This window comes from Arsenicicoccus sp. oral taxon 190 (genome assembly GCF_001189535.1).
GTDB lineage: Bacteria > Actinomycetota > Actinomycetes > Actinomycetales > Dermatophilaceae > Arsenicicoccus.
In genome coordinates, this window is the sequence record NZ_CP012070.1 from 3284899 (window position 1) to 3310888 (window position 25990).

The 25990-nt window shown below is 72.7% G+C and carries 25 protein-coding genes; 8 read left to right on the forward strand and 17 right to left on the reverse strand.

The annotated features are described in order from the left end of the window. Positions 1 to 237: 237 nt before the first annotated feature. From ilvC to ADJ73_RS15320, 3 genes are all read right to left on the reverse strand, one after another. On the reverse strand, positions 238 to 1269 hold the full coding sequence (gene ilvC / locus ADJ73_RS15310) for a ketol-acid reductoisomerase (RefSeq protein ID WP_050348984.1): 1032 nt from the start codon (positions 1267 to 1269) through the stop codon (positions 238 to 240). Between the two features lie 97 nt (positions 1270 to 1366). Then, positions 1367 to 1873, reverse strand: coding sequence for an acetolactate synthase small subunit (gene ilvN, locus ADJ73_RS15315; protein ID WP_050348985.1), 507 nt, complete (start codon positions 1871 to 1873; stop codon positions 1367 to 1369). Next, positions 1870 to 3720 (reverse strand): acetolactate synthase large subunit, encoded by a 1851-nt coding sequence (locus ADJ73_RS15320; RefSeq protein ID WP_050348986.1) that lies wholly within the window; start codon positions 3718 to 3720, stop codon positions 1870 to 1872. Before ADJ73_RS15320 ends, ilvN begins: the two co-directional genes overlap by 4 nt. A 396-nt stretch (positions 3721 to 4116) precedes the next feature. On the opposite strand from ADJ73_RS15320, the gene ADJ73_RS15325 reads away from it, so the two are divergent. Continuing rightward, positions 4117 to 5301, forward strand: a complete 1185-nt coding sequence (locus tag ADJ73_RS15325; protein WP_050348987.1) for a CopD family protein — start codon at positions 4117 to 4119, stop codon at positions 5299 to 5301. Positions 5302 to 5305: 4 nt separating this feature from the next. Here ADJ73_RS15325 and ADJ73_RS15330 read toward each other — a convergent pair whose 3' ends face one another. From ADJ73_RS15330 to ADJ73_RS15340, 3 genes are read right to left on the reverse strand one after another with little or no spacing between them, the layout of a single operon-like run. Then, positions 5306 to 5821, reverse strand: coding sequence for a SixA phosphatase family protein (locus tag ADJ73_RS15330; RefSeq protein WP_050348988.1), 516 nt, complete (start codon positions 5819 to 5821; stop codon positions 5306 to 5308). 51 nt (positions 5822 to 5872) lie between these two features. Next, complete coding sequence (locus ADJ73_RS17745) at positions 5873 to 8320, reverse strand: YhgE/Pip domain-containing protein (protein WP_050348989.1); 2448 nt, start codon at positions 8318 to 8320, stop codon at positions 5873 to 5875. Further along, the gene (locus ADJ73_RS15340) at positions 8317 to 8937 is read right to left on the reverse strand and encodes a hypothetical protein (RefSeq protein ID WP_050348990.1); all 621 of its coding nucleotides are present in this window, start codon (positions 8935 to 8937) and stop codon (positions 8317 to 8319) included. Before ADJ73_RS15340 ends, ADJ73_RS17745 begins: the two co-directional genes overlap by 4 nt. Before the next feature lie 161 nt (positions 8938 to 9098). Here ADJ73_RS15340 and ADJ73_RS15345 point away from each other — a divergent pair, with 161 nt between their 5' ends. Continuing rightward, positions 9099 to 9725, forward strand: coding sequence for a TetR/AcrR family transcriptional regulator (locus ADJ73_RS15345; RefSeq protein ID WP_050348991.1), 627 nt, complete (start codon positions 9099 to 9101; stop codon positions 9723 to 9725). Between the two features lie 21 nt (positions 9726 to 9746). On the opposite strand, the gene ADJ73_RS15350 is transcribed toward ADJ73_RS15345, so the two are convergent. Genes ADJ73_RS15350 through ADJ73_RS15365 form a run of 4 tightly spaced genes read right to left on the reverse strand, consistent with a single transcriptional unit; the run spans position 9747 to position 12419 of the window. After that, positions 9747 to 10031, reverse strand: a complete 285-nt coding sequence (locus ADJ73_RS15350) for a GNAT family N-acetyltransferase (RefSeq protein WP_050348992.1) — start codon at positions 10029 to 10031, stop codon at positions 9747 to 9749. 48 nt (positions 10032 to 10079) lie between these two features. Next, positions 10080 to 11009 carry a 2-hydroxyacid dehydrogenase gene (locus ADJ73_RS15355; protein ID WP_050348993.1) on the reverse strand — a complete coding sequence of 310 codons (930 nt, stop codon included), beginning with the start codon at positions 11007 to 11009 and terminating at the stop codon, positions 10080 to 10082. Positions 11010 to 11043: 34 nt separating this feature from the next. Beyond that, a complete protein-coding gene (locus ADJ73_RS15360; protein WP_050348994.1) occupies positions 11044 to 11328 on the reverse strand; it encodes a MoaD/ThiS family protein in 285 nt (94 codons plus the stop codon). Beyond that, positions 11325 to 12419, reverse strand: a complete 1095-nt coding sequence (locus ADJ73_RS15365; protein WP_050348995.1) for a WD40/YVTN/BNR-like repeat-containing protein — start codon at positions 12417 to 12419, stop codon at positions 11325 to 11327. Before ADJ73_RS15365 ends, ADJ73_RS15360 begins: the two co-directional genes overlap by 4 nt. A gap of 123 nt (positions 12420 to 12542) precedes the next feature. On the opposite strand from ADJ73_RS15365, the gene ADJ73_RS15370 reads away from it, so the two are divergent. From ADJ73_RS15370 to ADJ73_RS17370, 5 genes are all read left to right on the forward strand, one after another. Continuing rightward, complete coding sequence (locus ADJ73_RS15370) at positions 12543 to 13154, forward strand: DUF937 domain-containing protein (RefSeq protein WP_050348996.1); 612 nt, start codon at positions 12543 to 12545, stop codon at positions 13152 to 13154. A gap of 129 nt (positions 13155 to 13283) precedes the next feature. Continuing rightward, the gene (locus ADJ73_RS15375; protein ID WP_156188259.1) at positions 13284 to 14474 is read left to right on the forward strand and encodes an amidohydrolase; all 1191 of its coding nucleotides are present in this window, start codon (positions 13284 to 13286) and stop codon (positions 14472 to 14474) included. Between the two features lie 3 nt (positions 14475 to 14477). Then, positions 14478 to 15128 carry an MFS transporter gene (locus tag ADJ73_RS17360; RefSeq protein WP_216593652.1) on the forward strand — a complete coding sequence of 217 codons (651 nt, stop codon included), beginning with the start codon at positions 14478 to 14480 and terminating at the stop codon, positions 15126 to 15128. An 84-nt stretch (positions 15129 to 15212) separates the two neighbouring features. Beyond that, entirely contained in the window at positions 15213 to 15812 is a 600-nt protein-coding gene (locus ADJ73_RS17365) for an MFS transporter (protein WP_216593653.1), read from the forward strand. A 51-nt stretch (positions 15813 to 15863) separates the two neighbouring features. Beyond that, a complete protein-coding gene (locus tag ADJ73_RS17370) occupies positions 15864 to 16013 on the forward strand; it encodes a hypothetical protein (protein WP_216593654.1) in 150 nt (49 codons plus the stop codon). An 89-nt stretch (positions 16014 to 16102) separates the two neighbouring features. Here the strand turns inward: ADJ73_RS17370 and gatB are convergent, their stop codons facing one another. The 5 genes from gatB to ligA form a co-directional block, all read right to left on the reverse strand. After that, positions 16103 to 17626, reverse strand: a complete 1524-nt coding sequence (gene gatB, locus ADJ73_RS15385; protein WP_050348998.1) for an Asp-tRNA(Asn)/Glu-tRNA(Gln) amidotransferase subunit GatB — start codon at positions 17624 to 17626, stop codon at positions 16103 to 16105. Position 17627: 1 nt separating this feature from the next. After that, positions 17628 to 19199, reverse strand: a complete 1572-nt coding sequence (gatA, locus tag ADJ73_RS15390) for an Asp-tRNA(Asn)/Glu-tRNA(Gln) amidotransferase subunit GatA (RefSeq protein WP_050348999.1) — start codon at positions 19197 to 19199, stop codon at positions 17628 to 17630. A gap of 6 nt (positions 19200 to 19205) precedes the next feature. Then, on the reverse strand, positions 19206 to 19502 hold the full coding sequence (gene gatC, locus ADJ73_RS15395; protein ID WP_050349000.1) for an Asp-tRNA(Asn)/Glu-tRNA(Gln) amidotransferase subunit GatC: 297 nt from the start codon (positions 19500 to 19502) through the stop codon (positions 19206 to 19208). A gap of 124 nt (positions 19503 to 19626) precedes the next feature. Next, positions 19627 to 21132, reverse strand: a complete 1506-nt coding sequence (gene putP / locus ADJ73_RS15400) for a sodium/proline symporter PutP (RefSeq protein ID WP_050349001.1) — start codon at positions 21130 to 21132, stop codon at positions 19627 to 19629. Between the two features lie 266 nt (positions 21133 to 21398). After that, on the reverse strand, positions 21399 to 23579 hold the full coding sequence (ligA, locus tag ADJ73_RS15405; RefSeq protein WP_082177049.1) for an NAD-dependent DNA ligase LigA: 2181 nt from the start codon (positions 23577 to 23579) through the stop codon (positions 21399 to 21401). Positions 23580 to 23645: 66 nt separating this feature from the next. Between ligA and ADJ73_RS15410 the strand changes: the two genes are divergently transcribed. Continuing rightward, positions 23646 to 23978, forward strand: a complete 333-nt coding sequence (locus ADJ73_RS15410; protein WP_050349002.1) for a TfoX/Sxy family protein — start codon at positions 23646 to 23648, stop codon at positions 23976 to 23978. On the opposite strand, the gene ADJ73_RS15415 is transcribed toward ADJ73_RS15410, so the two are convergent. Both ADJ73_RS15415 and ADJ73_RS15420 read right to left on the reverse strand, forming a co-directional pair. After that, the gene (locus ADJ73_RS15415) at positions 23979 to 24956 is read right to left on the reverse strand and encodes a DMT family transporter (protein ID WP_050349003.1); all 978 of its coding nucleotides are present in this window, start codon (positions 24954 to 24956) and stop codon (positions 23979 to 23981) included. Then, the gene (locus tag ADJ73_RS15420; protein WP_050349515.1) at positions 24953 to 25939 is read right to left on the reverse strand and encodes a methionine synthase; all 987 of its coding nucleotides are present in this window, start codon (positions 25937 to 25939) and stop codon (positions 24953 to 24955) included. Before ADJ73_RS15420 ends, ADJ73_RS15415 begins: the two co-directional genes overlap by 4 nt. Between the last annotated feature and the right edge of the window lie 51 nt (positions 25940 to 25990).

Genomic DNA, 25990 nt, shown 5'->3' on the forward strand with positions numbered 1-25990 from the left:
TTTCCGGACCCGTACAACCCCCAGCTGTCGCCTCTCAACGAGGTGGGGGGCACGCTGGGGCCGCGGCACGCCGGGGCCGGGGCATTCCGCAGCCGCGGCACGCCCGAGCGCGGCATACGGCCGAGGGCGCCCCACCACGAAGGTGGGACGCCCTCGGCCCGGCAACGCGCGATCGACCGGCCTCCCCTGGATCCGCCTGGTCACGGAAGGCCGGTCGACCGCGCTACCGGCGGCAGGTCAGCGGGCGGCGGAGCCCTCGACGTAGTCGGCGTCGGCGTCCTTGATCCAGCTCATGAGCGAGCGCAGCTGCTTGCCGGTCTTCTCGATCGGGTGCTGGGCGCCCTTCTCCCGCAGCGCCATGAACTCGGGCGCACCCTTGTCCTGGTCGTCGATGAAGCGCTTGGCGAAGGTGCCGTCCTGGATGTCCGCGAGGACCGCCTTCATGTTCTCCTTCACCTCCGGGGAGATGACGCGCGGCCCGGAGACGTAGTCGCCGAACTCCGCCGTGTCCGAGATGGACCAGCGCTGCTTGGCGATGCCGCCCTCGATCATCAGGTCGACGATCAGCTTGAGCTCGTGCAGGCACTCGAAGTACGCGACCTCGGGCTGGTAGCCCGCCTCGGTCAGCACCTCGAAGCCGTACATCACCAGCTGCGACGCGCCGCCGCACAGCACGGCCTGCTCGCCGAAGAGGTCGGTCTCGGTCTCCTCGGTGAAGGTGGTCCTGATGCCGCCGGCGCGCAGCCCGCCGATCGCCTTGGCGTAGCTCTTGGCGAGGTCCCAGGCCGAGCCGGAGGCGTCCTGCTCGACGGCGACGATCACGGGGACGCCACGGCCGTCGGTGTACTCGCGGCGCACCAGGTGGCCGGGCCCCTTGGGGGCGACCATGAGGACGTCCGAGCCGGCGTCGGGCGTGATGTAGCCGAAGCGGATGTTGAAGCCGTGGCCGAAGACCAGCGCCGTGCCCTCGTTGAGGTTGGGCTGGATCTCCTCGGCGTAGACCGTGCGCTGCACCTGGTCCGGGGTGAGGATGACGACGACATCGGCCTCCTTGACGGCCTCCGCGACGGTGAGGACGCGCAGGCCCTCGGCCTCGGCCTTGCCCCGGCTGCGGGAGCCCTCGGCGAGGCCGACGCGGACGTCGACGCCGGAGTCGCGCAGGTTGAGGGCGTGGGCGTGACCCTGTGAGCCGTAGCCGATGACGGCGACCTTGCGGCCCTGGATCACGGACAGGTCGGCGTCGTCGTCGTAGAACATCTCAGCAGCCATCGGGCTGTCTCCTTCGCGGTTGGCGTTGCGTCCATCTCAGTCTATGGGCCGTATGACGAGACGGGCGTCTCGGCATACGGATGGGCAGGGTGCCGGGTCAGCGTCCGCTGCGGTCGGTGATGGAGCGCGACCCGCGTCCGATGGCGACGAGACCGGACTGGACCAGCTCCTTGACGCCGAAGGGCTCCAGCGCCCGCAGCAGCGCCTCGAGCTTGAGGACGTTGCCGGTGGCCTCGACGACCAGGGTGTCGGGCCCCACGTCCACGACCTTGGCGCGGAACATCTCCACGACCTCCAGCACCTGGCTGCGGTGGGCCGCATCGGCCCGGACCTTGACCAGGATGATGTGCCGCTGCACCGACTGGTCCGGCTGCAGCTCGACCACCTTGAGCACCTCGACGAGCTTGTTGAGCTGCTTGGTGACCTGCTCCAGCGGCAGCACGTCGACGTCCACGCGGATCGTCATCCGGGAGATCTCCGGGTGCTCGGTCTCCCCCACGGCCAGCGCCTCGATGTTGTAGCCCCGCCTCGAGAAGAGCGCGGCGATGCGGGTGAGCACGCCGGGCTTGTTCTCGACGAGCACGGACAGGGTGTGCTTGCTCACTCGTCATCACTCCACTTCGGGGCCATGCCCTTGGCGATCTGGATCTGGTCGTTGCTGACACCGGCGGCGACCATGGGCCACACCATCGCGTCGCGGCTCACGACGAAGTCCACGACGACGGGCCGGTCGGTGACGGCCATGGCCGCCTCGATCGTCTCGTCGATCTTGGCGGGGTCGTCGCAGCGCAGGCCGACGCAGCCGTAGGCCTCTGCGAGCTTGACGAAGTCCGGGATGCGCACCTGCTGGTGGGAGGTGTGCAGGTCGGTGTTGGAGTAGCGCTCGTTGTAGAAAAGCGTCTGCCACTGGCGGACCATGCCGAGGCTGGAGTTGTTGATGACCGCGACCTTGATGGGGATGTCGTTGACCACGCAGGTCGCGAGCTCCTGGTTGGTCATCTGGAAGCAGCCGTCGCCGTCGATGGCCCACACCACGCGGTCCGGGTCGCCGGCCTTGGCGCCCATCGCGGCCGGCACGGCGTAGCCCATCGTCCCCGCACCGCCGGAGTTGAGCCACTGCCGCGGCCGCTCGTAGTCGATGAACTGGGAGGCCCACATCTGGTGCTGGCCCACGCCGGCGCAGTAGATCGCCTCCGGCCCCACGAGGGCGTTGAGCCGCTCGATGACCGCCTGCGGGGCGATGGTCGACTCGTCCTCGTGGACGTAGCCCACCGGGTAGGACTCGCGCCAGCCGGTGGCCGTCGCGACCCAGTCGGCGTAGTCGGTGCGCTGCCCCGCCGCGTAGTCGGCCTGGAGCGCGTCGATGAGGTCCCGGATGACCTCCCGGCAGTCGCCGACGATCGGGACGTCCGCGATGCGGTTCTTGCCGATCTCGGCGGGGTCGATGTCGGCGTGGATGACCGCCGCCCCGGGCGCGAAGGTCGACAGCTGGCCGGTCACCCGGTCGTCGAACCTCGCGCCGAGGGTGATCAGCAGGTCGGCCTTCTGCAGCGCGGTGACCGCGGCCACCGAGCCGTGCATGCCCGGCATCCCGAGGTGCAGGTGGTGGGAGTCCGGGAAGGCGCCGCGGGCCATGAGCGTCGTGACCACGGGGATCCCCGTCAGCTCGACCAGGCGGCGCAGCTCCTCGTGGGCCTCGGACCGGATCACCCCTCCCCCGACGTAGAGCACCGGCCTGCGCGAGTCCTGGATCAGCCGGGCGGCCTCGCGGATCTGCTTGTGGTGCGGCCGCGTCACGGGGTGGTAGCCGGGCAGCTCGAAGGTGGGCGGCCACACGAAGGTCGTCGTCGACTGCAGCGCGTCCTTGGTGATGTCGACCAGGACTGGGCCGGGGCGGCCGGTGCGGGCGATGTGGAAGGCCTCGGCGAGCGCCTGCGGGATCTTGGCCGGGTCGGTGACCAGGTAGTTGTGCTTGGTGATCGGCATGGAGATGCCGCGGATGTCGGCCTCCTGGAAGGCGTCGGTGCCGATCGAGCCGCTGCCGACCTGCCCCGTGATGGCGACCACCGGCACGGAGTCCATGTGGGCGTCCAGCAGCGGGGTGACCAGGTTGGTGGCGCCGGGGCCGCTGGTGGCCATGCAGACCCCGACCTTGCCGGTGGCCGACGCATACCCCTGCGCGGCGTGCCCGGCGCCCTGCTCGTGGCGCACCAGCACGTGCCGCACCGACCGGGAGTCCATGAGCGGGTCGTATGCCGGCAGGATCGCCCCGCCCGGGATGCCGAAGACGGTGTCGACCTCGAGGGCCTCGAGCGCGAGCACGAGGCTCTGCGCGCCGGTGACCTCCACCGGGGTGCGGTGCCGCACGGTCGCGGCCACGCTCGAGGGGCTGGGCGCAGGCGCGGGGCCCGGACGGGCGGGCGCTGCAGCGCTCGACGGAGAGTCGGTCACTGTCCTTCACCACTTTCGCGATATCGACGTCGTCGTCTGCTGACTCCCGGGCGTCTGCCCGGCAGGTGGTCCTGCGCTCGTCCGGACAGGTGCGCGTCCGGTCATGAAAAAACCCCTGCCCCGAGGACCGGGACGCAGGGGTCGCGCACTGTCGGTGGGATCGACGGTGCGCTCAGGGAATTACGAGGAGGAGGGCCACGGGACAACAGTCCCCCAGCGGCCGGGCGGCGTCAAAGGAGGGAGGGGATTGTCTCGGCATACGGTCTGGTCGTCCCGATCTGCGGTCGCGGGCCCGGCGGGGGGCTCGCAGCGGCGTGAGGCTCGTCACGCCGGCTTGCCTAGTTAGGTCAGCCTCTAAGTTCATCGCGCCAGACTCGACCGCGCGAAAGGAAGCCCGTGACCACCGTCCTCGATGCCCTGCCCTCGCTCGAGCTGCCGCCGCTGTGGCGGTGGACCACCAAGTGGGCCTACTTCCTCGGGCTGGCCGGCCTCGTCGGCTCGGTGCTGACGCACGTGGTCGTCGTGCGACCCGCCCTCGCGCGGCACGCCGACGACGAGCACAGGCTGCGGGGCACCCGGGCCATGCACCGGACCATCGCGGCCGCCGCCGCCCTCATGGTGGTGGCCGGGCTGCTGCAGGCGGTGTCGGCGGTGGCGCGGGCCGGGCGCACGGGCTTCTCGGCCGCGCTGTCGTCCCGAGCGCTGTGGGACTACCACACCGCGACCCCCAAGCCGGGCGACTGGCTCGCGGCCGGCTGGCTGTCCGCCGCCCAGGTGGCCCTCGTGCTGGTCTGCGCCGTGCTGCTCGTCCCGCTCGCGCGCCGTGGGCCGACGCCCGGTGCCGAGCGTCTCGTGACGGTCGCCCTGCCGCTGACCTGGGCGGTCTCGCTGGTGAAGTCGATCCCCCTCGGCCCCGCCGCGATGACGGCCGACGTCTGGGTGCAGCGGGGCCTCGTGCAGACCCACATCATCGCCGGCAGCGCCTGGGCCGGCGGCCTCGTGACGCTGCTCGTGCTGACCCGCTCGCGGCACCACGTGCGCGACGCCGTGGTCGGGACCTGGCTGACGGTCTGGCAGCGGTTCGGGACGGTGGCGCTGGTGTCGGTCGGGGCCGTGGCGCTCTCCGGAGCCTGGCTGACCTACCGCGAGGTGGGGGTGCCGAGCCAGCTCCTGACGACGTCCTTCGGGATCGTCCTGACCGCCAAGCTCGCCCTCGTCGCCGTGCTCCTCGCGGCCGGAGCCCTCAACCAGCTCGTCCTGCTCCCCCGGTTGGTGGGCCTGCAGGCGCGAGGCGCCACGGGGAGCGCGTGGCGGCTGGCGGTGCGGCACTTCGGCGCGGTGGTCGCCCTGGAGTCGGCCGTGGTCGTGCTGGTCATCCTCGCCGCGGCGCTGCTCACCGGGTCCGCCCGCGAGCAGGCGGGCGCTCCTGCCGCCCCGCCCGTCGGGCCGGCCCTGCTCGGGTGGGGCGCCGCGATCCTGGCGCTGCTCGTGCTCGCCCTCTGGGGGACGGCCCGCGCGTCCGAGCTGATCGCGCGGCGACCGAGCGCCGCCGCGGCGGGCACGGTGGGCGGCGCGCCCTGAGGGATCAGCCCCTGGGGATGGTCACCTGCAGCAGGTCGATCGTGGCGGCCCCCACGTCGAGCCAGTCGCGCTCGACGCCGAAGCGGCAGATCGTGGCCGTGGGGAAACCGTGGTCGAGAGCCTCGCGCACGTCGGCCGGGCCGTCCGCCGACGCCAGGACGTGGGCCAGCATCGGGATGCCCGGGGCGTGCCCGAGCACCAGCACGGCCCGCGCCTTGTCGGGCAGGTGGCTGACGGCGGCGAGCAGCTCGTCCAGCCCGGCGTCGTAGACCTCGTCGCTGGCCTGGACGTCCCGGGCCGCGGCCCCGGCGTCCGCCGCCTCGCGCCAGGTCTCGCGGGTGCGGCGGGCGCTGGACACCAGCACCAGGTCGAGCTCCCCGACCTCCTCGGCGAGCCAGCGGCCCGCCGCCCGGGCGTCCGACCGGCCCTGCGACGTCAGTGGGCGGTCGTGGTCGCCGCCGGCGCCGTGGCCCGCCTCGGCGTGGCGCATCAGCACCAGGGTGCGCTGGGGGTTCGTCATACGGCCATCCTCACGCATCGGCGCGGTGCGTGGTGGGTCGCGGCGGCCGGGTCACAGGACCAGGTCCGGCTTGATGCGGGCCGGCGTCCAGATCCGCGCCCGGTGGGCCGCCCACGTGGACGCGGTCAGCGCCGCGGCGAGGAAGCCGGCGAGGACGAGCAGGTCCAGGGCCACGAAGCCCATGCGCCCGCCATACATCAGGTGCCGCAGCCCGTCGATCGCGTAGGACATGGGCAGCACGTGGTGCAGCGCCTGCAGCGGCCCGGGCAGGGTCTGCCACGGGAAGGTGCCGCCTGCGGACACCAGCTGGACCACGAGCAGGATCAGGCCGAGGAACTTCCCGACCGCCCCGAGGCGCGACGCGAGCGCGTGCAGGATGGCCGCGTAGGTCAAGGACACGAAGGCCATGAACGCGATCGCCCACAGCGGGTGCTGCACGTGGAAGCCGAGGCCCTTGAGCACGAGCCCGAAGACGAGCAGGCTCTGGCCGACCGCCAGCAGCGCGGGGGTGAGCCAGCCGCTCACCGCCACCCGCCAGGCGGGCTGCTGCGCCGCCAGGGCGCGCGTCGACAGGGTCTTGATCAGCAGGAAGAGGACGTAGGCCCCGATCCACAGGGACAGGCTGACGAAGAACGGCGCGAGGCCGGCGCCGTAGTTGGCGGCCTGGGCGGGGTTGCTGGCCCTGACCGCGACCGGGTTGCCGACGGCCTGGGCGGCCGCCTTGCGCTGCTCGGCGGTGTAGCTGGGCACCTGGTCCTTGCCGGCGGCGAGCTGGTCCCGCAGCTGCTGGGCGCCGTGCTGCAGCGTGCCGGCGCCGTCCCGCAGGCTCCCCGCGCCGTCCGCGAGCTGCTGCGCCCCGTCGAGCGCCTTCTGCTCGTTGGTGGCCAGGGTGTGCGCCCCGCTCGCGAGGGTGCCGAGACCGTCGTCGAGCCGGGAGGCGCCGTCGGCGAGCTTGGCGCTGCCGGCGTCGGCCTGCGCGATCCCGTCGTGGAGCTGCGCGGAGCCCTTGGCCAGGGCGTCGGCCCCGGCGGCGACCTTGCCGGCTCCCGCGGCTGCGGCGTCGGCGCCGCCGGACAGCGTGGTGGCGCCCGTGGCGAGCGTGGCGGTGCCCCGCTGCAGCTCGCCCAGCTTGCCGGCGAGGGTGGCGCTCCCGGCGGTGAGCCGGTCCGCGCCCTCGGCGACCTGCTGCGAGCCCGTCGCCAGCGTGGTCAGCTTGCCCGAAGCCTTGGTGATGGTGCCGGACACCTGGTCAAGCGCGCGGTCGATGCGGTCGAGCTCGGTCTGGGCGGTGGCGAGCCGGCGGTCGAGGTCGGCCTTGATCTGCCGCAGCCGAGCGACGGCCGCGGGGTCGGTGTCGGCGGGCAGCGCGTCGATCGCGGTCTGCAGCGACGCGGACTGCGCCTGCAGCGCCCGGATCTGGTCCTGCAGGGCGCCGCGCCGCTCCTTGCGCACCTGGTCGACCTGGGTCGCGGCCTGCTGCGCGAGCTGGCCCGCCTGGGCGATCTGGGCGTTGCCGGCCGCCACCTGGTGGGCTCCGGCGGCGACCTTGCTGGCGCCGTCGTGCAGGGTGTCCGCGCCGGCCTTGAGCTGACCGGCTCCGGTCGAGGCGGCGGTGGCCCCCGTGGCCAGGCGGCGCGCGCCGTCGGCGAGGCGGGCGTTGCCGTCCGCGACCTGGTGCGCGCCGTCGGCGAGCTGGCGGGTCTGGCCCGGCAGCGCCGCGGTGCGGCTGTCCAGGGTGGCCAGGCCGTCGTGCAGCCGGGAGGCACCCGCGGACAGCTCGCCCGCACCGGACCGGGCGGAATCCGCTCCCTGGGCGAGGCGTACGGCGCCGTCGCGCAGCTGGGCGGTGCCGTCCCGCAGCGACGTCGCGCCGGTCGCCAGCCGGCCGCTGCCGTCGACCAGCCGCCCGCCGCCGTCGGCGAGCTTGCCCGCGCCGTCCGCCGCCTGCTGCAGCTTGCCGTGGATGGTGCTCATGCCGTCGAGCAGCTGCGCCGCCGCGGTCGTGCTCACCTGGGAGGCCACGGACCTGGTGACCTCGGCGACCACCGTGTTGGAGATGGTCCGGGCCAGGTATCCGTTGGTGTCGTTGGTGTACTGCTCCAGCGTCGCCTGCCGCGGGTGCTGGCTGCCGGCGCTGGCCAGGGCGGCGGAGAAGTCCCGCGGGATGATGAGGGCGAAGTCGTACTCCTCGTCGTCCACGCCCCGCACGGCCTCGGCGCGGGTCACCCGGTGCCAGTCGAAGGTGTGACCGTCGACCAGGGTCGAGGCGACCTGCTGGCCGACCTGCAGCCGCTCCCCGCTCGCGAGGGTGGTGCCGGCGTCCTCGACCACGACGGCGACGGGGATGTGGCCCAGGTTGGCGTAGGGGTCCTTGTTGGCGTAGAGGTACAGCCCCGCGTAGAGGCTCGGGATCACGAGCATCGCGACCAGGGCCAGCCGCAGCAGCTTGCCGCTGGTGAGCCGCCGGAGCTCGGCGAGCGCGAGTCGGTGGGCCCTCATGCGATCACCCCGACCTCGTAGTCGGTCTGCGCGCCTAGCAGCCGCAGGCTGTTGTGCGTGGCGAGGACCACCACGACCAGGTCGCGCTCGGCGAGCTCGCGGGCGACGACGTGCCAGCCGCGCGGGTCCCCGCCCCACCGGTCCGGGCTCGTGAGCACCACGGCGGTGGCTCCGGCACGCTCCACCGCGATCTGCGCCAGCCAGTGGATATGTTCGCTCGGGTCCAGGGTCTCCCACCGGTCCCGGGAGCGCTCCACGGCGTCGTGCGCGGCCAGGAAGCGGTGGATGTCCTGGCGCCGCGCGGGCAGACCCGCCAGCGCCAGCTCCTCCCCCACCACGACGTGCAGCGGCAGCGACGGTTCGGGCTCGGTCACGCCGGGGACGTCGACGAGGACGACGCGCTCGCGGCGGACGTGCCCGGACGGGTCGCCATTGCAGGTGATCTCGCCGTGGTCGAGCGGCACCCGGCCGCCGAGGGCGAGCGCGAGGGTGGTGAGCGCCGGGCCCGGGTCACCGGCGACGAGCGTGACCTCTCCCTTGCGGGCGGCCAACGAGGTGGGCAGCAGCAACGGCCCGTGGGGACCGTCGACGCCGGCCTGGTGCGCGATGAGCGCCATGGCGGAGGACTCCTTGGTGCCCGGACCGACCCGGGCGAGCGGTGCGTATGCCGAGCGCGGGGCTGCGGCCGACGGGGGGCCGGAGGCGGCCCACCTGCATTGGATACACTAGCGTATCCCGATTCATTCCCGTATTCAATACGACGGTGTATCGTGACGGTATGACCACGTCGAGTGAGGCTCCCCCACGGTCCGCACGCCGCGAGGCAACCCGCCAGCGCATCCTCGGGGCCGCGTCGCAGACCCTCGCCGAGCGCGGCTTCCACGGCACCAGCGTCGAGGAGGTCTGCGAGCGTGCGGGATTCACGCGGGGCGCGTTCTACTCCAACTTCGCGTCGCGGGAGGAGCTCGTCGCCGAGCTGGTGCAGCAGCGGACCGTCCGGCTGCGCGAGCGCGTCCTCGAGCTCGCCGCGCAGGAGGACCTCACGCCCCACGAGCTCTGGCACGGCGTGCTGGCCCTGTGGTCGGGGCAGCCAGGCCAGCGCCAGCAGTGGTTGCTGCTGCAGACCGAGCTGATGCTGCACGCGATCCGCGACCCCGAGGCGGGTGCGACCTGGCGCGAGGTGATCGACCGCAGCCAGGAGGACGTCGCCGCGGCGCTGGACGCCTTTCTCGAGCGGCACCACCTGAGCCTGCCGATCACGAGCATGGGGCTGTCGCGGCTCCTGTTCGCCACCTTCCAGGGCGGGGCCCTGCAGCACCTGCTCGACCCGCAGCGCGTGGGGCCTGACGACCTCGAGGAACAGCTGCTGTCGGTCCTCGAGCACGCCCTCGACCGCGCCGGCTGACCCGGTGGCGGCCGCGAGCCGTCACCGCACGAGGTCGGCATACTCCTGGTGCTTGTCGAGGTAGGAGGCCACGAAGGAGCAGGCCGGCTCCACCCGCAGGCCACGGGCCCGGATGTCGTCCAGGAGCCCGCGGACCAGCTCGGAGCCGAGGCCCTGACCGCCGAAGGCGGGGTCGATCTCGGTGTGGGGCACCACGAGGACGTCACCCTCGAGGCGCACGTCGGCGAAGCCCGCGAGCTCGCCGTCGTGGCGGATCTCGTAGCGGTGCAGGTCGTCGTTGCGCGTCACCGTCGTCTGCTCAGCCATGGCGCCAGTCTCCCACCGGCGGCCGGGCGGCAGCAGATCACGCCACGATCAGCGGTCGAGGTCGACCCCGTTGTCCAGCGGCTCGCCGGCCACGAGGTGGCCCACCTGGCGCCGGATCAGCGCCGTCGCCCGCGACCAGAACCCGTCGGCCATGCCGCCCACGTGGGGCGCGATCAGCACCCCCGGCGTCGACCAGAGCGGGTGGCCGTCGGGCAGCGGCTCGGGGTCGACGACGTCGAGCGCGGCGCGGATCCGCCCCGAGGCGGTGGCGGCCACGAGGGCGTCGGTGTCGACGACGCGGCCGCGGGCGACGTTGACGAGCAGCGCCCCCTGCGGCATACGGGCGAGCATGTCGGCGTCGAGGAGCCGGTCGGTGGCGTCGGTGTGGGGCAGGATCAGGATGACGACGTCGTGCCGCGGCAGCAGGTCCGCCAGCTCGTCGATGCCGTGGACGCGGGGGACGAGGTCGTCCCCGCCCCGGGCGCGGCTGGCCACGACGGTCACCTCGCACTCGAAGGGCAGCAGCCGGCGCACGATGGCCTGACCGATGTCGCCGTAGCCCACGACGAGGACCCGGTGGTCGGCCAGGCCCGGCTCGAAGTGCTTGTCCTGCCAGTGCTGCTCGCGGTGCCCGCACAGGAACCACGCGACGTTGCGCTGGGCCGCGAGGGTGAGCGTGAGGGCCATCTCGGCGGTGGCCGCGGCGTGGACCCCGCGGGCGTTGCACAGCTGCACGCCCTGCGGGACGAAGGGGATCGCGTGCTCGAAACCCGCCGACAGCAGCTGGAACCCGCGCAGCCGGGGCAGGGACGCGAGGTTGTCGAAGCCGTCGGCCGACAGCGTGTAGGGGGCGACGACCATCTCGACCTCGTCGGCGCGGGGGCAGGGCCCGGACAGGTCCCAGCTGATCAGCTCGGCTCCCGGCACCTCCCCCACGCGGTCGATCCAGTCCTGGTCGGCGACAGTCACGAGTGGCATGGCGCCACCGTATGACGTTACGCCCCAGGCTCGCTCAACCGCCTGATACCGCGGACAGGACAATGACCGTGGCGCCCTGCGGGAGCACCGTGACGAGACCGGCGCCCCGCTTGACGTCGGCCCCGTCGACGAAGACGTTGACGTGCTCGCGCAGGGCGCCCCGCTCGTCGCGGACCTTGTTCTCGACCGTCGGGTGACGCCGTCGCAACTCGTCCAGCGCGTCGGCGAGGCTGGCGTCCGCCGGGAGGTCCAGCACCACCTCCGGGGGCGCCTGCACCATCGCCTGGAGCGGCGCCGGCAGGCGCATCGTCACGCTCATCGGCCCTCCTCCAGGGTCGCGGCCCGCACGCACAGCACGTCGGGCAGCTGGGTGGCGATGCGCTCGAACTCCTCGCCCTCGTCGGGCGATCCGTAGACCTCGCCGTTGCGGGTGCCGACATACAGGCCCATCGGGGTGTCCTGGTCGGTGCCGGCGGCGTCCCGCAGCACGCAGGTCCAGGTCGGGTCGGGCATCCCGGTGGACTGCTCGCGCCAGCCGCGCCCCCCGTCGTCGGTGCGCTGCAGCTGGAGGCGGCGCCCGGGTGGGAAGCGCACCCCGTCGGACTCCACCGGCACCAGCCACGCGCGACCGGCGGCGCCGGGCTGGGTGAGGACCGCGAAGCCGAAGTTGGTGGGCAACCCCGCCTCGATGGAGGTCCAGGAGCGTCCGTCGTCGTCGGAGCGGTAGACGCCGAGGTGGTTCTGCGCGTAGAGGACCTCGGGGTCGCCGCCGTCGCGGGCGACCTTGTGGACGCACTGGTTGAACTCCGGGTAGGGGTCCGGCGCGTAGGAGTCCTTGATGCCCACGTTGGCCGCCGCCCAGGTGTCGCCGCCGTCCTCGGTGCGGTAGACCCCGCCGGTGCTCATGGCCACGACCATCCGCTGCGGGTCGGTGGGGTGGGGCAGGATCGTGTGGATCGCGCCGCCGCCGAAGCCCTCGCCCCACTGCGTCCGGTGCGGGTGCTCCCACAGCCCCCGGACCAGCGCGAAGCTGCGGCCGGCGTCGGCGCTGCGCCACAGCGCCTGCGGCTCGGTGCCGGCCCACACCACGACCGGGTCGATCGGGTCCGGCACCAGCTGCCAGATCCGCTTGAGCGCCACCCCCGTGTCCTCCGGGAAGCGCAGCGCGTCCGGGGCCTCGGGCTCGAAGGTGCGCCCCAGGTCGTGGGACACGGCGACGTAGGGGCCCCAGTGCCAGGACTGGGTGCCCACCAGCAGGGTGCGCCGCCCGGCGCGCAGGTCGATGGCGACGGCGGCCACCTCCTGCATCACCAGCTCGGGACCCTGCAGCTCCCAGTGGCGGCGGTCGGTGCGGCTGTGGGCGAGGAAGAGACCCTTGCGGGTCCCGATGGCGACCGTGGTCTGCGTCATACCGATCATGTTGACGCCGTCCACATGATTGTGCAAGGGGTGACGACCCCCGGCCGCGGACCCGACCTGGCATAGGTTGTCGACGAGCGGCACGCGCCGCAGCCCCCAGCCGAAGGAGTCACCATGTCCGCCGTCGACGAGATCCTGCAGTCGCTCCCCGTCGGTCAGATCGCCCAGGAGCTCGGGGCCCGGCCCGAGGAGGTCCAGCGCGCCGCGGCCGCCGCCCTGCCCGCCCTGCTCGGCGGCCTGCAGGCCAACGCCACCGACCCCGACGGCGCCCGCTCCCTCACCGAGGCCCTTGGCCAGCACGACCCCGGGCTCGTCGACGGCGGAGTCGATCTCGCCCAGGTCGACACCCGCGACGGCGAGGCGATCGCCGCCCACATCTTCGGCGACAACCAGGGCCAGGTCGCCCAGCAGCTCGGGGGCCTGCAGGGCGTCGGCGGCCCGCTGGTGCAGCGGCTCATCCCGATCCTCGCGCCCATCGTCATGTCCTGGCTGGCCAAGCAGGTCCTCGGTCAGGCCGGCGCCGGCGGCAGCCTCGGGCAGGCACAGGGCGGCGGCGTGGGCGGCAGCATCCTCAGCGACGCCCTCGGCTCGGTCCTCGGCCGCGCCACCGGGCAGGCCGGCATGGGCTCGGACCAGTCCGTCGACCGCCGCGAGGCCCAGGGCTTCGACACGGGGACGATCATCCGCGACGTGCTCGGCGGCCTCCTCGGCGGTGGGCGCCGCTGACCCGACCCCGGCGGGTCAGGCTGCGGGCCGACGCGATCCACGTCGTCCGACAGCTCGCCGAGCGCTGCGGTGAGGCGGTCAGTACGGTGTAGCCACCCGTTCACCCCCCACGAAAAGGCCGAGGTGACCATGGCAGCCGTCGACGACATCCTCACGGACCTCCCCGCCACGATGGCGTGGCAGGAGCTCTACCGCGACCTGCACCGGCATCCCGAGCTGTCGCTGCAGGAGACCCGCACCAACCGGATCATCGCCGACCGGATCGCGCACTGGGGCTACGACGTGCGCGAGGTCGGTGGCGGCGTGGTGGGGGTGCTGCGCAACGGGGACGGCCCGTGCGTGCTCTTCCGCGCCGACACCGACGCGCTGCCCGTGCAGGAGGACACCGGCCTCGCCTATGCCTCCACCGTGGACGGCGTGATGCACGCCTGCGGTCACGACCTGCACGTCACGTGGGGGCTGGGAGCCGCGCAGCTGCTCGCCTCCCACCAGCGGGCCTGGTCCGGCACCTACGTGGCGCTCTTCCAGCCGGCCGAGGAGACCGCCCAGGGGGCGCGCGCCATGGTGGACGACGGGCTTGTCGACCGGGTGCCGCGGCCCGACGTCGCGCTCGGCCAGCACGTCATGCCGACCCGCGCCGGCCTGGTCAGCGCCGCCGCCGGACCCCGCCTGTCGGCCGCGGACTCGCTGCGGGTCACGGTGCACGGCAAGGGTTCTCACGGATCGATGCCCCACCTGGGGGTGGACCCCGTGGTGGTCGCGGCCGCCATCGTGCTCCGGCTGCAGACCGTCGTCGCCCGCGAGATCGCGCCCGCGGACTTCGGCGTCGTCACGGTGGGGTCGATCCAGGCGGGCGCCAAGAGCAATGTCATCCCCGACCGGGCCGTGCTGCTGCTCAACGTCCGCAGCTACGACGAGTCGGTGCGCGAGCGCATCCTCGCAGCCATCGAGCGGATCGTCCGTGGGGAGTGCGAGGCCGGTGGCTGCCCGCAGCCCCCGGAGATCGACTACTACGACCAGTTCCCGCTGACCGTCAACGACAAGGCCGTGACCGAGGCGGTCACCGGCGCGTTCGTCGAGCACTTCGGCGCGGAGCGGGTGGCCGAGCTGGCTCCGCTCACGGGCAGCGAGGACTTCAGCGTCGTGCCGGACGCCTTCGGGGTCCCCTACTCCTACTGGACGATCGGCGGCTTCCCGGCCGACGCGGACCCGATCCCCAACCACAACCCGAGGTTCGCACCGGTGCTCGACCCCACCCTGCGGACCGGCACCGAGGCGGCGCTCGTCGCGGTCCTCGCCCACCTGCGCACGGAGGCCTGAGCGATGTCCACCCGTCCGGCCTCTCCCCGCCGCTCCGGCACATCGTCGCCGACCACCGAGCCGCGCGGCAACGACCGGCTGCTCGCCGGCCTGGTCCTCGCGGTGCTGACCTTCTGGCTGTTCGCCGGGTCGGCGGGGTCCGTCGCGCCGGCGATCATGCGCGACATCAACGGGCCGTATGCCGACGCCGCCCACCGCACCTGGACCAACCCCCTGCTCGGCGCCGACGCCATGAACCTCGCCGTCGCCCTCACCGCGTTGTTCTCGGGCATGTTCATCGTGGTGCTCGGCGGGGTGGCCGACCGCGTCGGGCGGTTCCGGGTGCTGCTGATCGGCCTGGCGCTCAACGTCGTCGGCTGCCTCTGCCTGGTCCTCGCCTCGGGCGGGCTCGCGACCCCGCTCATGCTGACCGGGCGAGCCGTCCAGGGTCTGTCCGCCGCCTGCGTCCTGCCCACGACCCTCGGGCTGGTGCGAGCACTGTGGGACGGCGCTGCGCGCCAGCGCGCGGTGTCGATGTGGTCGATCGCCTCCTTCGGAGGGTCCGGGCTCGCCTCTCTGGTCGGCGGATTCACCGTGACCTACGTCGGCTGGCGCTGGATCTACGTCGTCTCCATCGTCGTGAGCCTCGCCGCTGCCCTGCTGCTGCGGGGGTAGGGCGAGTCCCGGGTCGTCTCCGACACGCCCTTCCACCTCGACGTCCCCGGCATCACGGCCTTCGCGGTCTCGATGCTCGCGCTGATGGTCGTGACGACCTTTGGCGCCAAGATCGGGTGGGGCAGCGCGATCATCCTGGTCCTGGCCCTGGTGGCCGTCGTGGGGCTGGTCGCGACGGTGGCCCTGGAGCGGCGCGCCCGGCAGCCCTTCCTGGACCTGCGGTTGTTCCGCAACCGGATGTTCTCCGGCGCCACCCTGGCCAACTTCCTGCTCAACACGGCGATCGGCATGCTCATCGTCACGCAGCAGCTGCTGCAGGTCGCCGGCGGGATGAAGCCCCTCGACGCCGGTCTGCTCACGCTGGGCTACGCCATCACCGTCATCGCGTTCATGCGCGTGGGCGAGCGGCTGCTGCGGCGCTTCGGCGCCAAGAAGCCGATGCTCTGGGGCACGGGGCTGCTCGTCCTGGCCGGTTGCTTCTTCCTGCCCACCAACCTGCTGCTGTCGCAGTACAAGGTGACGGCCGTGATCGGCTACACGCTGATGGGCCTGGGCCTCGCCTGCTTCGGCACCCCCGCCACGGACGCCGCCCTGTCCAACCTCCCGGTGGAGCAGAGCGGCGCCGGCGCGGGCATCTACAAGATGGCCTCGTCGCTGGGGTCGGCGATCGGCACCGCCACCTAGCTGGCGCTGTTCACGGCGGGCTCGGCCACCCCACCTCGCGTGATCGGGTCCGTGCTGGTCCCCCTGGGCCGCCAGGACAACGTCGGGCTGCGCCAGGGCGCGGACGTCGCGCTGCTCTTCAACATCACCCTGCTGCTGATCTCGGCGGTCGTGATCTGGGTGGTCGTTCCCTCAGCCGACAGGTCCGAGCGGGCCTCCTAGCCGGCGCTATGCCGAGCAGAACGATCAGCCGGGCTTGAGAAAATCGGCCTGGGGCAGGAAGCCCGGCCGATGTCGCTACCGGCGGTAGGTCACTGGCACTTGGCGAGGATGAGCTCGCGCACCTTGGCGGCGTCGGCCTGACCCTTCATGGCCTTCATGACCTGGCCGATGAGGGCACCGGCGGCCTGGACCTTGCCGTCCTGGATCTTGGCGACGATGTCGGCGTTGCGGCCGAGCACCTCGTCGACCGCAGCCTCGAGCGCCGAGTCGTCCTGCACGAGCTCGAGCCCGCGCGCGTCGGCGACCTCGCGGGGCGAGCCCTCGCCCGCCAGGACGCCGTCCATGACCTGACGGGCCATCGAGTCGTTGAGCCGACCGTCGCGCACCAGGCCGTCGAGCTCGGCGACGTGCTCGGGCGTGACGCCCATGTCGGCGAGGTCGCGGACCTGGTCGTTGGCGCGACGGGACACCTCGCCCATCCACCACTTGCGGGCAGCGGCGGGCGTGGCCCCGGCGGCGACGGAGGCCTCGATCAGCTCGACGGCTCCGGCGTTGACGACGTCGCGCATCTCCAGGTCCGAGTAGCCCCACTCCCCCTGCAGCCGCTTGCGCCGCCGGCCGGGAGGCTCGGGCAGGGTGGCGCGCAGCTCCTCGACCCACTCGCGGCTCGGGGCGACCGGGACCAGGTCGGGCTCGGGGAAGTAGCGGTAGTCCTCGGCGTCGGACTTCTCGCGGCCCGAGGTCGTGACCCCGGTGTCCTCGTGCCAGTGGCGGGTCTCCTGCAGGATCGAGCCGCCGCCGGAGAGGATCGCGCCGTGCCGGGTCATCTCGTAGCGGACCGCCCGCTCGACCGAGCGCAGCGAGTTGACGTTCTTGGTCTCGGTGCGGGTGCCGAGCTGCGTCGAGCCCTTGGGCATCAGCGACACGTTGGCGTCGCACCGCATCGAGCCCTGCTCCATGCGGGCGTCGCTCACGTCCAGCGCCCGCATGAGGTCGCGGATCGCAGACACGTAGGCCTTGGCGACCTCCGGCATACGCTCCCCGGCGCCGACCACGGGCTTGGTGACGATCTCGATGAGCGGGATGCCCGCGCGGTTGTAGTCGAGCAGGGAGTACTCCGCGCCGTGTATGCGCCCGGTCGAGCCGCCGACGTGCAGCGACTTGCCGGTGTCCTCCTCCATGTGCGCCCGCTCGATCTCCACCCGGAAGACGTCGACCCCCTCGCCGGTGCTGCTCGGGATCTCCACGTCCAGGTAGCCGTCGAAGGCGATCGGCTCGTCGTACTGCGACGTCTGGAAGTTCTTGGGCATGTCCGGGTAGAAGTAGTTCTTGCGCGCGAACCGGCACCACTCGGCGATCTGGCAGTTGAGCGCCAGGCCGATCCGGATCGCGGACTCGACGCCCGTGGCGTTGACGACGGGCAGCGCGCCGGGCAGGCCGAGGCAGACCGGGCACACCTGGGTGTTGGGCTCGGCGCCGAACTCCGTGGCGCACGAGCAGAACATCTTGGTGGCGGTGCTCAGCTCGACGTGCACCTCGAGCCCCATGACGGGGTCGAAGCGCTCCAGCACCTCGTCGTAGTCCATGACGGCATCGGTCGTGGTGGTGGCCATGTCAGCCGTCCTTCTGCGTCTCGTCGGTGTCGTCAGAGGTGTCGTGGGAGGTGTCGTCGGAGGTGGCCACCAGGTCGGGCGCCTGCGCGAGCAGCGGCCCGCCCCGGGCCTGCTCGAGCTCCCGCTCGACGTATGCCGCGACGCGGTAGAGCCTCTCGTCGGCCATGGCCGGCGCCAGCACCTGCAGCCCGACGGGAAGCCCGTCCTCGGGGGCCAGCCCCGCGGGCACCGACATGCCGGGGATGCCGGCGAGGTTGGCGGGGATGGTGGCGACGTCGTTGAGGTACATCGCCAGCGGGTCGTCGAGCTTGTCGCCGAGCTTGAACGCGGTCGTCGGCATCGTGGGGCTGATCAGCACGTCGCACTGCTCGAAGGCCGCCTCGAAGTCCCGCGCGATCAGGGTGCGGACCTTCTGCGCCTGGCCGTAGTAGGCGTCGTAGTAGCCGCTGGACAGGGCGTAGGTGCCGATGATGATGCGGCGCTTGACCTCGTCGCCGAAGCCGGCGTCACGGGTCGCCGCCATGACCTGCTCCGCGCTCGGGGAGGTGACCCCGTCGGGAGCGACGCGCAGGCCGTAGCGCATGGCGTCGAACTTCGCGAGGTTGGAGGACGCCTCGGACGGCAGGATCAGGTAGTAGGCCGCGAGGGCGTAGGTGAAGTGGGGGCAGGACACCTCGACGATCTCGGCCCCACCGGCGCGCAGCAGCTCCACGGTCTCGTCGAACCTCTGCTGCACCCCCGCCTGGTAGCCCTCGCCGGTGAGCTCGCGGACGATCCCGACCCGCAGGCTCGCGACGTCACCGCGGCGGGCCGCCTCCACGACGGCCGGCACCGGGGCGTCGATGGACGTCGAGTCCCGCGGGTCGTGCCCGGCCATCAGCTCGTGCAGCAGCGCGGTGTCCAGGACGGTGCGCGCGCACGGGCCGGCCTGGTCCAGGGAGGAGGCGAGCGCGACGAGGCCGTAGCGGGACACCCCGCCATACGTCGGCTTGGTGCCGACCGTCCCGGTGACCGAGGCGGGCTGGCGGATCGAGCCGCCGGTGTCGGTGCCCGTGGCGAGCGGCGCCTGGAAGGACGCGAGGACGGCGCTGGACCCGCCGCCGGAGCCCCCGGGGATCCGCTCGAGGTCCCAGGGGTTGTGGGTCGGGCCGTAGGCCGAGTGCTCGGTGGAGGACCCCATGGCGAACTCGTCCATGTTGGTCTTGCCGAGGATCGGCATCCGGGCCGCCTTGATGCGCTCCACGACCGTGGCGTCGTAGGGCGGGACCCACCCCTCGAGCATCGCGGAGCCGCAGGTCGTCGGCAGACCGGTCGTCGTCATGACGTCCTTGACGGCGATGGGCACGCCCGCCAGCGGGTGCAGCTCGGCGCCCTGGGCGCGCAGCTCGTCGACCTCCCGGGCCGTGGCGAGCGCGCCCTCGGCGTCGACGTGCAGGTAGGCGCGGACCTGGTCGTCCACGGCGGCGGTGCGGTCCAGGTGCGCCTGGGTCAGCTCGACGGAGGTGAAGTCCCCGGCGGCCAGACCCTGCGCCATCTGGGCAGCGGTGAGTCGGGTGAGGTCGGTGGTCGTCATACGCAATCAGTCCTCGCTCAGGATCCGCGGCACCTGGAACCGGTCGAGCTCCTGCTCGGGCGCACCGGACAGCGCCTGCTCACGGGTCAGCCCGGGGCGCACCTCGTCGGGCCGGGTCACGTTGGTCAGGGGCATGGGGTGCGACATCGGCGGGATGTCGTCGGCGGCCACCTCGCCGACCTGCGCCACCGACTCGAGGATGACGGCCAGCTCGCCGGCCATCTTGTCGAGCTCGGCGTCGCTCATGTCGATGCGCGCGAGGTTGGCCAGGTGGGCGACCTGGTCACGGGACAGGGAAGACATGCCAGGCAGTCTAGTGGCGCGCGCAGGCTCCCCTTCCCCCGACGGACGTGAGGCCCCGGTCCGCCAACAGGTGGACCGGGGCCCCACGATCGGGTGGCGTCGGAGACGCTCGTATGCCGCGGGCTCAGGCCTCGGCGGCGGCCGCCCGCTCGTCGCGGCGCACCTGGCGCAGCGTCTCCTCGAACTCGCCGTGGATCTCCTCGTCGTGGCGGTGCGTCAGCAGGCTGACCACCGTGGCGACCAGGAGGTTGCCGACGAAGCCGGGCAGGATCTCGTAGAGGTCGAAGATGCCGCCGTCCCGCGTGCCCCAGATGCCGACGAGGATCGCGCCGGTCACCATGCCGGCGATGGCGCCCTGCGACGTCAGCTTGCGCCAGAAGAGCGCCATGAGGATCGTCGGCCCGAACGCGGCCCCGAAGCCCGCCCAGGCGAAGGCGACGAGCTTGAGGATCGGCGAGTCGGTCGTCCACGCGAGCGCGGCGGCGATGACCGAGATGGCGAGCACGCCGAGGCGGCCCAGCAGGACGTAGGACGAGTCCGAGCCCTCGCGGCGGGCGATGATCTTGTAGAGGTCCTCCACCAGCGCGGACGAGGTCACGAGCAGCTGGGAGGAGATCGTGCTCATGATCGCGGCGAGGACCGCGGCGAGCATGAACCCGGCGATGATCGGGTGGAAGAGGATCTGCCCCATGGCGATGTAGACGGTCTCGGGGTTGGTGATCTTGCCGGCCGGGTGCTGCTGGAAGTAGGCGAGGCCGATCATCGCGGTCGCGATGGCGCCGAGGCAGGACAGCACCATCCAGCCGATGCCGATCCGGCGGCCCTGCTTGGTCTCCTCGACGGTGCGGATCGCCATGAAGCGCACGATGATGTGCGGCTGCCCGAAGTAGCCGAGGCCCCAGGCGAGCGAGCTGATGACGCCGACGGCGGTCGCCCCCTTGACCATGGACAGCGCGTCGGGGTTGGCGGCGCGGATCGAGTCCATCGCCCCGGACGGCCCGCCCACCGCGAACAGCCCGAGCAGCGGCACGGCGATGAGCGCGAGGAACATCATCAGGCCCTGGACGAAGTCGGTGTAGCTGACGGCGAGGAAGCCGCCGAACAGCGTGTAGCCCACCGTGACCGCGACGATCAGCAGCATCCCGAGGTGGTACTCCATCCCGAAGGACTTCTCCATGAAGACGCCGCTCGCGACCATCCCGGAGGACACGTAGAACGTGAAGAAGACCAGGATGATGATGCCGGAGGCGACCCGCAGCAGGCGCGAGCGGTCGCGCAGGCGGTTCTCCAGGAAGCTCGGGATGGTGATCGAGTCGCTCGCCACCTTGGTGTAGGCCCGCAGGCGGGGCGCCACGAGCTTCCAGTTGAGCCAGGCCCCGATCGTCAGGCCGACCGCGATCCACGCCTCGACGAGGCCGGTCTTGTAGATCGCCCCGGGCAGACCCATGAGCAGCCAACCGGACATGTCGGCGGCTCCGGCGGACAGGGCGGTCACGGCGGGGCCGAGGCCACGCCCGCCGAGCATGTAGTCACCGAGGCCCGCGGTCCGCCGGTAGGCCCAGTAGCCGATGTAGATCATGCCGATCAGGTAGATCACCATCGAGATGATCTGCCAGGTCTGGTCGCTCATGGTCGAGGCTCCAGTCTCACGTCAGGGCGCCTGCTCCTGCCGCGCCGGTGCGCATGAGTATGCCGCTGAACGGGTGAACACCTCGACCCCGACGGGCGGTGTGGCCGGATCGTGACTCCCGCGGCGCTGCTGCTCGCCCCGGTCACAGATCTTCGGTTGCAGCCCGAAGATCTGTGACGCGCCTGAGTTGGCGGGGAGGGGAAGGCGGAGCAGGGCCGGGCAGGGCAGGGTCAGGGCAGAGCAGGGCCGGGCCGGGCAGGGCAGCGTCAGGAGACCGCGTCCGGGCCGCCCTCGAGCAGCCGCACGAACCCCGCCTCGTCCAGGATGGGGCGCCCCAGCTCCTCCGCCTTGGCGGCCTTGGTGCCGGCCCCCTCACCGATGACGACGAAGTCGGTCTTCTTGGACACCGACCCGGCCGCCTTGCCGCCGCGGACGACGATCGCCTCCTTGGCGGAGTCGCGGGTGAAGCCCTCGAGGGAGCCGGTGACCACCACGGTCAGCCCGTCGAGGGTGCGCTCGACGGAGGCGTCCCGCTCGTCCGCCATACGCACCCCGGCCGCGGCCCAGCGGTCGACGATCTCGCGGTGCCAGTCGACCGCGAACCACGCGACGACTGACTCGGCGATCACGCCGCCGACGCCCTCGACGTCCGCGAGCTCCTCCTGCGACGCTGCGCGGATCGCGTCCATCGACCCGAAGTGGGTCGCGAGCGCCCGCGCCGCCGTCGGCCCGACGTGGCGGATCGACAGGGCCACGAGCACCCGCCACAGCGGCTGCTCCTTGGCGCCCGCGAGGTTGTCGACGAGCTTGCGGCCGTTGGCCGAGAGCACCCGGCCCTCGACGATGCCCGGGGCGGGCACCGCGCCGGGGTCCGCGAGCTCCTTCTTGGTGGCAGCGCGGGTGTAGAGCGGCACCCGGGCCACGTCGGTCGCGGAGAGGTCGAACAACGTCGACTCGTCCGCGATCACCCCGGCGTCGAGCAGCGCGATCGCGCCCTCCCAGCCGAGCGCCTCGATGTCGAAGCCGCCGCGCCCGGCCAGGCCGAAGATCCGCTCGCGCAGCTGGCTCGGGCAGGTCCGCGCGTTGGGGCAGCGGATGTCCTTGTCGCCCTCCTTCTCGTAGGCGAGGGCCGTCCCGCAGGCCGGGCAGTGCGTGGGCATCACGAACTCCCGCTCGGACCCGTCGCGCAGGTCCACGACCGGGCCGAGGATCTCGGGGATCACGTCCCCGGCCTTGCGCAGCACCACGATGTCGCCGATGAGCACGCCCTTGCGGACCACCTCGAAGGCGTTGTGCAGGGTCGCCATCTCGACGGTGGAGCCCGCGACCTTGACCGGCTCCATGACGCCATACGGAGTCACCCGGCCGGTGCGCCCGACGTTGACGCGGATGTCGAGCAGCCGGGTGTTGACCTCCTCGGGCGGGTACTTGTAGGCGATCGCCCACCGGGGAGCGCGGGAAGTCGTGCCGAGGCGCCCCTGCAGCGCCAGCTCGTCGACCTTGACGACGATGCCGTCGATCTCGTGCTCCACGTCGTGCCGGTGCTCTCCGTAGTAGGCGACGAAGTCCAGCACCTCCTGCGGGCTCTCGAAGACCCGGTAGTGCGTCGACGTCGGGAAGCCCCACCCCCGCAGCAGCTCGTAGGCCTGGCTCTGCCGCGTGATGGTGAAGCCCTGGCGCGCCCCGATGCCGTGCACCAGCATGTGCAGCGGCCGCGTCGCGGTCACGCGGGAGTCCTTCTGCCGCAACGACCCCGCCGCCGCGTTGCGCGGGTTGGCGAAGGGCGCCCTGCCCTGCTCGACCAGGCTGGCGTTGAGGTCGCCGAAGGCCTCGATGGGGAAGAAGATCTCGCCGCGCACCTCGAGCAGCCCGGGCACGTCCTCGCCGCGGACGTGGTGGGGGATCCCCTCGATGGTGCGCACGTTGGGGGTCACGTCCTCCCCCACCCGCCCGTCGCCGCGGGTCGCCCCGGTGACGAGCCGGCCGTCCTCGTAGACCAGGTCGATCGCCAGCCCGTCGATCTTGAGCTCGCACAGGTAGTGCGGTGCTCCCTCGAGGTCCCGCTCGACCCGCGCCAGCCACTCGGCGAGCTCGTCGGCGGAGAAGACGTTGTCCAGGCTGAGCATCCGCTCCCGGTGCTCCACCGGCGCGAAGTCGGTGGCCCGGTGGAAGGTCCCGACCGTCTGGGTCGGGCTGTCGGGGGTGCGTAGGTCGGGGTACTGCTCCTCGAGCTGCTGCACGTCCCGCATCAGCTGGTCGTAGGCCGCGTCGGACAGCGTCGGCGCGTCCTTGCCGTAGTAGGCCTCCTGCGCGTCGCGGATCTGCTGGACCAGTTCGGTCCACCGGTGCCGTGCCTCGACCGACGCGTCGGCCACCTCCGTGGCGGTGGTGGGGATGGCGGCGTCGTCGTCGGTGACCCCGTCGGCCGGGGGCGTGCGTGTCGGCATACGTGCATCGTGCCAGAGAGGTCGGACACACCCCGGGTTGCTCACGGGTGGGCCATCATCGGTGCCATGGCGTATGACGAGACCCTCGCCGCCCGGATCCGGGCGCAGGTGCAGGACGACCTGGACGTGACGGAGAAGAAGATGTTCGGCGGGCTGGCCTTCCTGGCGTCCGGCAACATGGCCGTGGCGGCCATCAGCCGCGGCGGCCTGATGCTCCGCTGCGACCCCGAGGAGGCCGACCGGCTCGTGGCGGCGGACGGCGTCTCGCGCATGGTGATGCAGGGCCGGGAGATGCACAACTGGCTGGTGGTCGACGACCGCACCCTGGCGAGCGAGGAGGGCCTGCGCGAGTGGGTCGCGGTGGGGCTGGACTTCGCCCGCTCCCTGCCCGCGAAGTGATCAGCCGGTGGCCCCCGGCTCGCGCGGGACGTCGCGACGGGCGGTCCGGGCGGCGGCCCACCGGTTGCCGAAGCCGATGAGCACGGCGCCGGCCAGCACGAGGGCGAAGCCGACGAGGGTCCACGGGTGGACGTGCTCGCGCAGCAGCAGCACCCCCAGCAGGACCGACACGCAGGGGATCAGGTAGGTCACCGACGTGGCGACCGTGGCCCCGGCCGCACGCACCACGTCGAACTGCGCGGTGAAGGCCCAGCCGGTGCCCAGCATCCCGAGGGCCAGCACCGCGAGGAGCGCCCACGCCACCGAGCCGGTGGGTTGCCGCAGGTGCACGTCCCAGGGCGCGCTGAGCCCCGACGCGCCGAAGGCCCACCAGAGCGTCAGCAGCACCACGAGCTGGCCTGAGGCGCAGACGAGCTGGGCCGCCGGGATGCCGAGGCCACCCGGGTCGTGGCGGCGCAGGTGCAGCCGGTGCCAGGTCCACCCCACGGCGTAGGACGACCCGGCGACCAGGGTCATGGCGAAGCCCAGCAGGTCCGGTCGCTCGTGGATCGCCCAGGGCTGCATGATCACCACGACGCCGAGGAAACCGAGCGCCACGCCGAGCAGCCGGGGCCGGGAGAAGTGCTCGTCACGGACGAAGAGCACGGAGAGCAGCACCGTCATGGCGGGGGTCACGGCGTTGCCGATCCCGGCGAGGGCGGAGCTGACCCGGGTCTCCCCCAACGCGAAGAGCGTGAACGGCGCCGTGCACAGGAAGAAGCCGACGACCTGCAGGTGCAGCCAGGGCCGTCGCCCCCGGGGCAACGACCGGCGGGACAGCCGCAGCAGCAGGAGCGTGACGGCGCACCCGGCGAGCACCCGCAGCGTGGAGATCTGCAGCGGGGCCAGGGCCTGCAGCCCCACCTTCATGAAGAGGAAGCTGGCGCCCCAGACGAGCACCAGGCCGAGCCAGGACAGCTGCCACGGGACTCGGCTCACCGCATGGCCGTCTCGGTGACCGCCTCGGCAGCCTGCACCGCCAGACGCTGGGCGGCCACCGCATCGGCGGGCCCCAGCCCCGCGAGCCCGCAGGCCGGCGAGATCGTCACGCCCGCAAGGTCGCTCGCCGCGAGGCCGAGCTCGTGCCAGCGGCGCACCAGGCCGTCGTGCACCTGCCCCACCGTCGGCAGCGGGGCGGCCGACGTGAAGGCCCCCACCCACACGTCGGTCCCCGCCTCGACGGTGGTGGCCAACGACTCCCACCCCTTGGGCCCGAGGACGGTCGCGTCGACCGCCAGGGCCGACGCCCCGGTGGTCCGCAGCAGCGGCAGCGGCGCACCCTTGGCGCAGCAGTGGACGACGGTGGGGCGGTCACCCGCGGCGGCCAGCACCTCGCCGAGGAGGTTGGCGGCGGCATACGAGTCGATCGCGCGGATCGTGCCGTAGCCGCTCGCCGTCGGCAGGCGCCCGGCCAGCACGGCGGGCAGCGACGGCTCGTCGAGCTGGAGCACGACCCGGGCTCCGGGGACGAGGCGCTCCACCTCGGCGACGTGGTCGCGCAGCCCCTCCACGAGGGACCCGGCGAGATCGCGCACGGCGCCCTCGTCCACGACCGAGCGCTCGCCCCGGTGCAGCCAGATGCTCGCCGCCAGGGTCCACGGACCAGTCACCTGCACCTTGAGCTCGCCCTCGTAGCCGTCGTAGGTCTCGGCGAGCTCGTCGAGGTCCTGGCGCCAGAAGGACCGCGCCCGCTCCAGGTCGCGCCCGGGCCGGTCGACGAACCGCCAACCCATGGGCTGCAGGTCCACCGCCAGGTCGACCAGCAGCGCGGCGGCGCGACCAATCATGTCGGCGCCGGGGCCGCGGTCGGGCAGCTCCGGCAGGTAGGGCAGGCCGTCCTCCGCGAGCAGGGACCGGACCGCGCGCTGTGTCTCGCGCACGTCGGTGCCCGGCCAGGAACCCATCCCCGTCGCTCTCGTCACACCCCGACGGTAGCGCGATCCGGCGAGCCGGTCGGACGCGTGCCGGGCCGC

Bases quoted from the DNA above. Each gene is read 5' to 3' on its own strand.
- ADJ73_RS15360 (WP_050348994.1), bottom strand. From the start codon at position 11,328: ATGAGCGTGACGATGCGCCTGCCGGCGCCGCTCCAGGCGATGGTGCAG.
- ADJ73_RS15370 (WP_050348996.1), top strand. From the start codon at position 12,543: ATGTCCGCCGTCGACGAGATCCTGCAGTCGCTCCCCGTCGGTCAGATC.
- gatB (WP_050348998.1), bottom strand. From the start codon at position 17,626: ATGGCCACCACCACGACCGATGCCGTCATGGACTACGACGAGGTGCTG.
- gatA (WP_050348999.1), bottom strand. From the start codon at position 19,199: ATGACGACCACCGACCTCACCCGACTCACCGCTGCCCAGATGGCGCAG.
- ADJ73_RS15345 (WP_050348991.1), top strand. From the start codon at position 9,099: ATGACCACGTCGAGTGAGGCTCCCCCACGGTCCGCACGCCGCGAGGCA.
- ADJ73_RS15365 (WP_050348995.1), bottom strand. From the start codon at position 12,419: ATGACGCAGACCACGGTCGCCATCGGGACCCGCAAGGGTCTCTTCCTC.
- putP (WP_050349001.1), bottom strand. From the start codon at position 21,132: ATGAGCGACCAGACCTGGCAGATCATCTCGATGGTGATCTACCTGATC.
- ADJ73_RS17365 (WP_216593653.1), top strand. From the start codon at position 15,213: ATGGTCGTGACGACCTTTGGCGCCAAGATCGGGTGGGGCAGCGCGATC.
- gatC (WP_050349000.1), bottom strand. From the start codon at position 19,502: ATGTCTTCCCTGTCCCGTGACCAGGTCGCCCACCTGGCCAACCTCGCG.
- ADJ73_RS15340 (WP_050348990.1), bottom strand. From the start codon at position 8,937: ATGGCGCTCATCGCGCACCAGGCCGGCGTCGACGGTCCCCACGGGCCG.
- ilvC (WP_050348984.1), bottom strand. From the start codon at position 1,269: ATGGCTGCTGAGATGTTCTACGACGACGACGCCGACCTGTCCGTGATC.
- ADJ73_RS15350 (WP_050348992.1), bottom strand. From the start codon at position 10,031: ATGGCTGAGCAGACGACGGTGACGCGCAACGACGACCTGCACCGCTAC.
- ADJ73_RS15355 (WP_050348993.1), bottom strand. From the start codon at position 11,009: ATGCCACTCGTGACTGTCGCCGACCAGGACTGGATCGACCGCGTGGGG.
- ADJ73_RS15375 (WP_156188259.1), top strand. From the start codon at position 13,284: ATGGCAGCCGTCGACGACATCCTCACGGACCTCCCCGCCACGATGGCG.
- ADJ73_RS15330 (WP_050348988.1), bottom strand. From the start codon at position 5,821: ATGACGAACCCCCAGCGCACCCTGGTGCTGATGCGCCACGCCGAGGCG.
- ADJ73_RS17360 (WP_216593652.1), top strand. From the start codon at position 14,478: ATGTCCACCCGTCCGGCCTCTCCCCGCCGCTCCGGCACATCGTCGCCG.
- ligA (WP_082177049.1), bottom strand. From the start codon at position 23,579: ATGCCGACACGCACGCCCCCGGCCGACGGGGTCACCGACGACGACGCC.
- ADJ73_RS17745 (WP_050348989.1), bottom strand. From the start codon at position 8,320: ATGAGGGCCCACCGACTCGCGCTCGCCGAGCTCCGGCGGCTCACCAGC.
- ADJ73_RS15410 (WP_050349002.1), top strand. From the start codon at position 23,646: ATGGCGTATGACGAGACCCTCGCCGCCCGGATCCGGGCGCAGGTGCAG.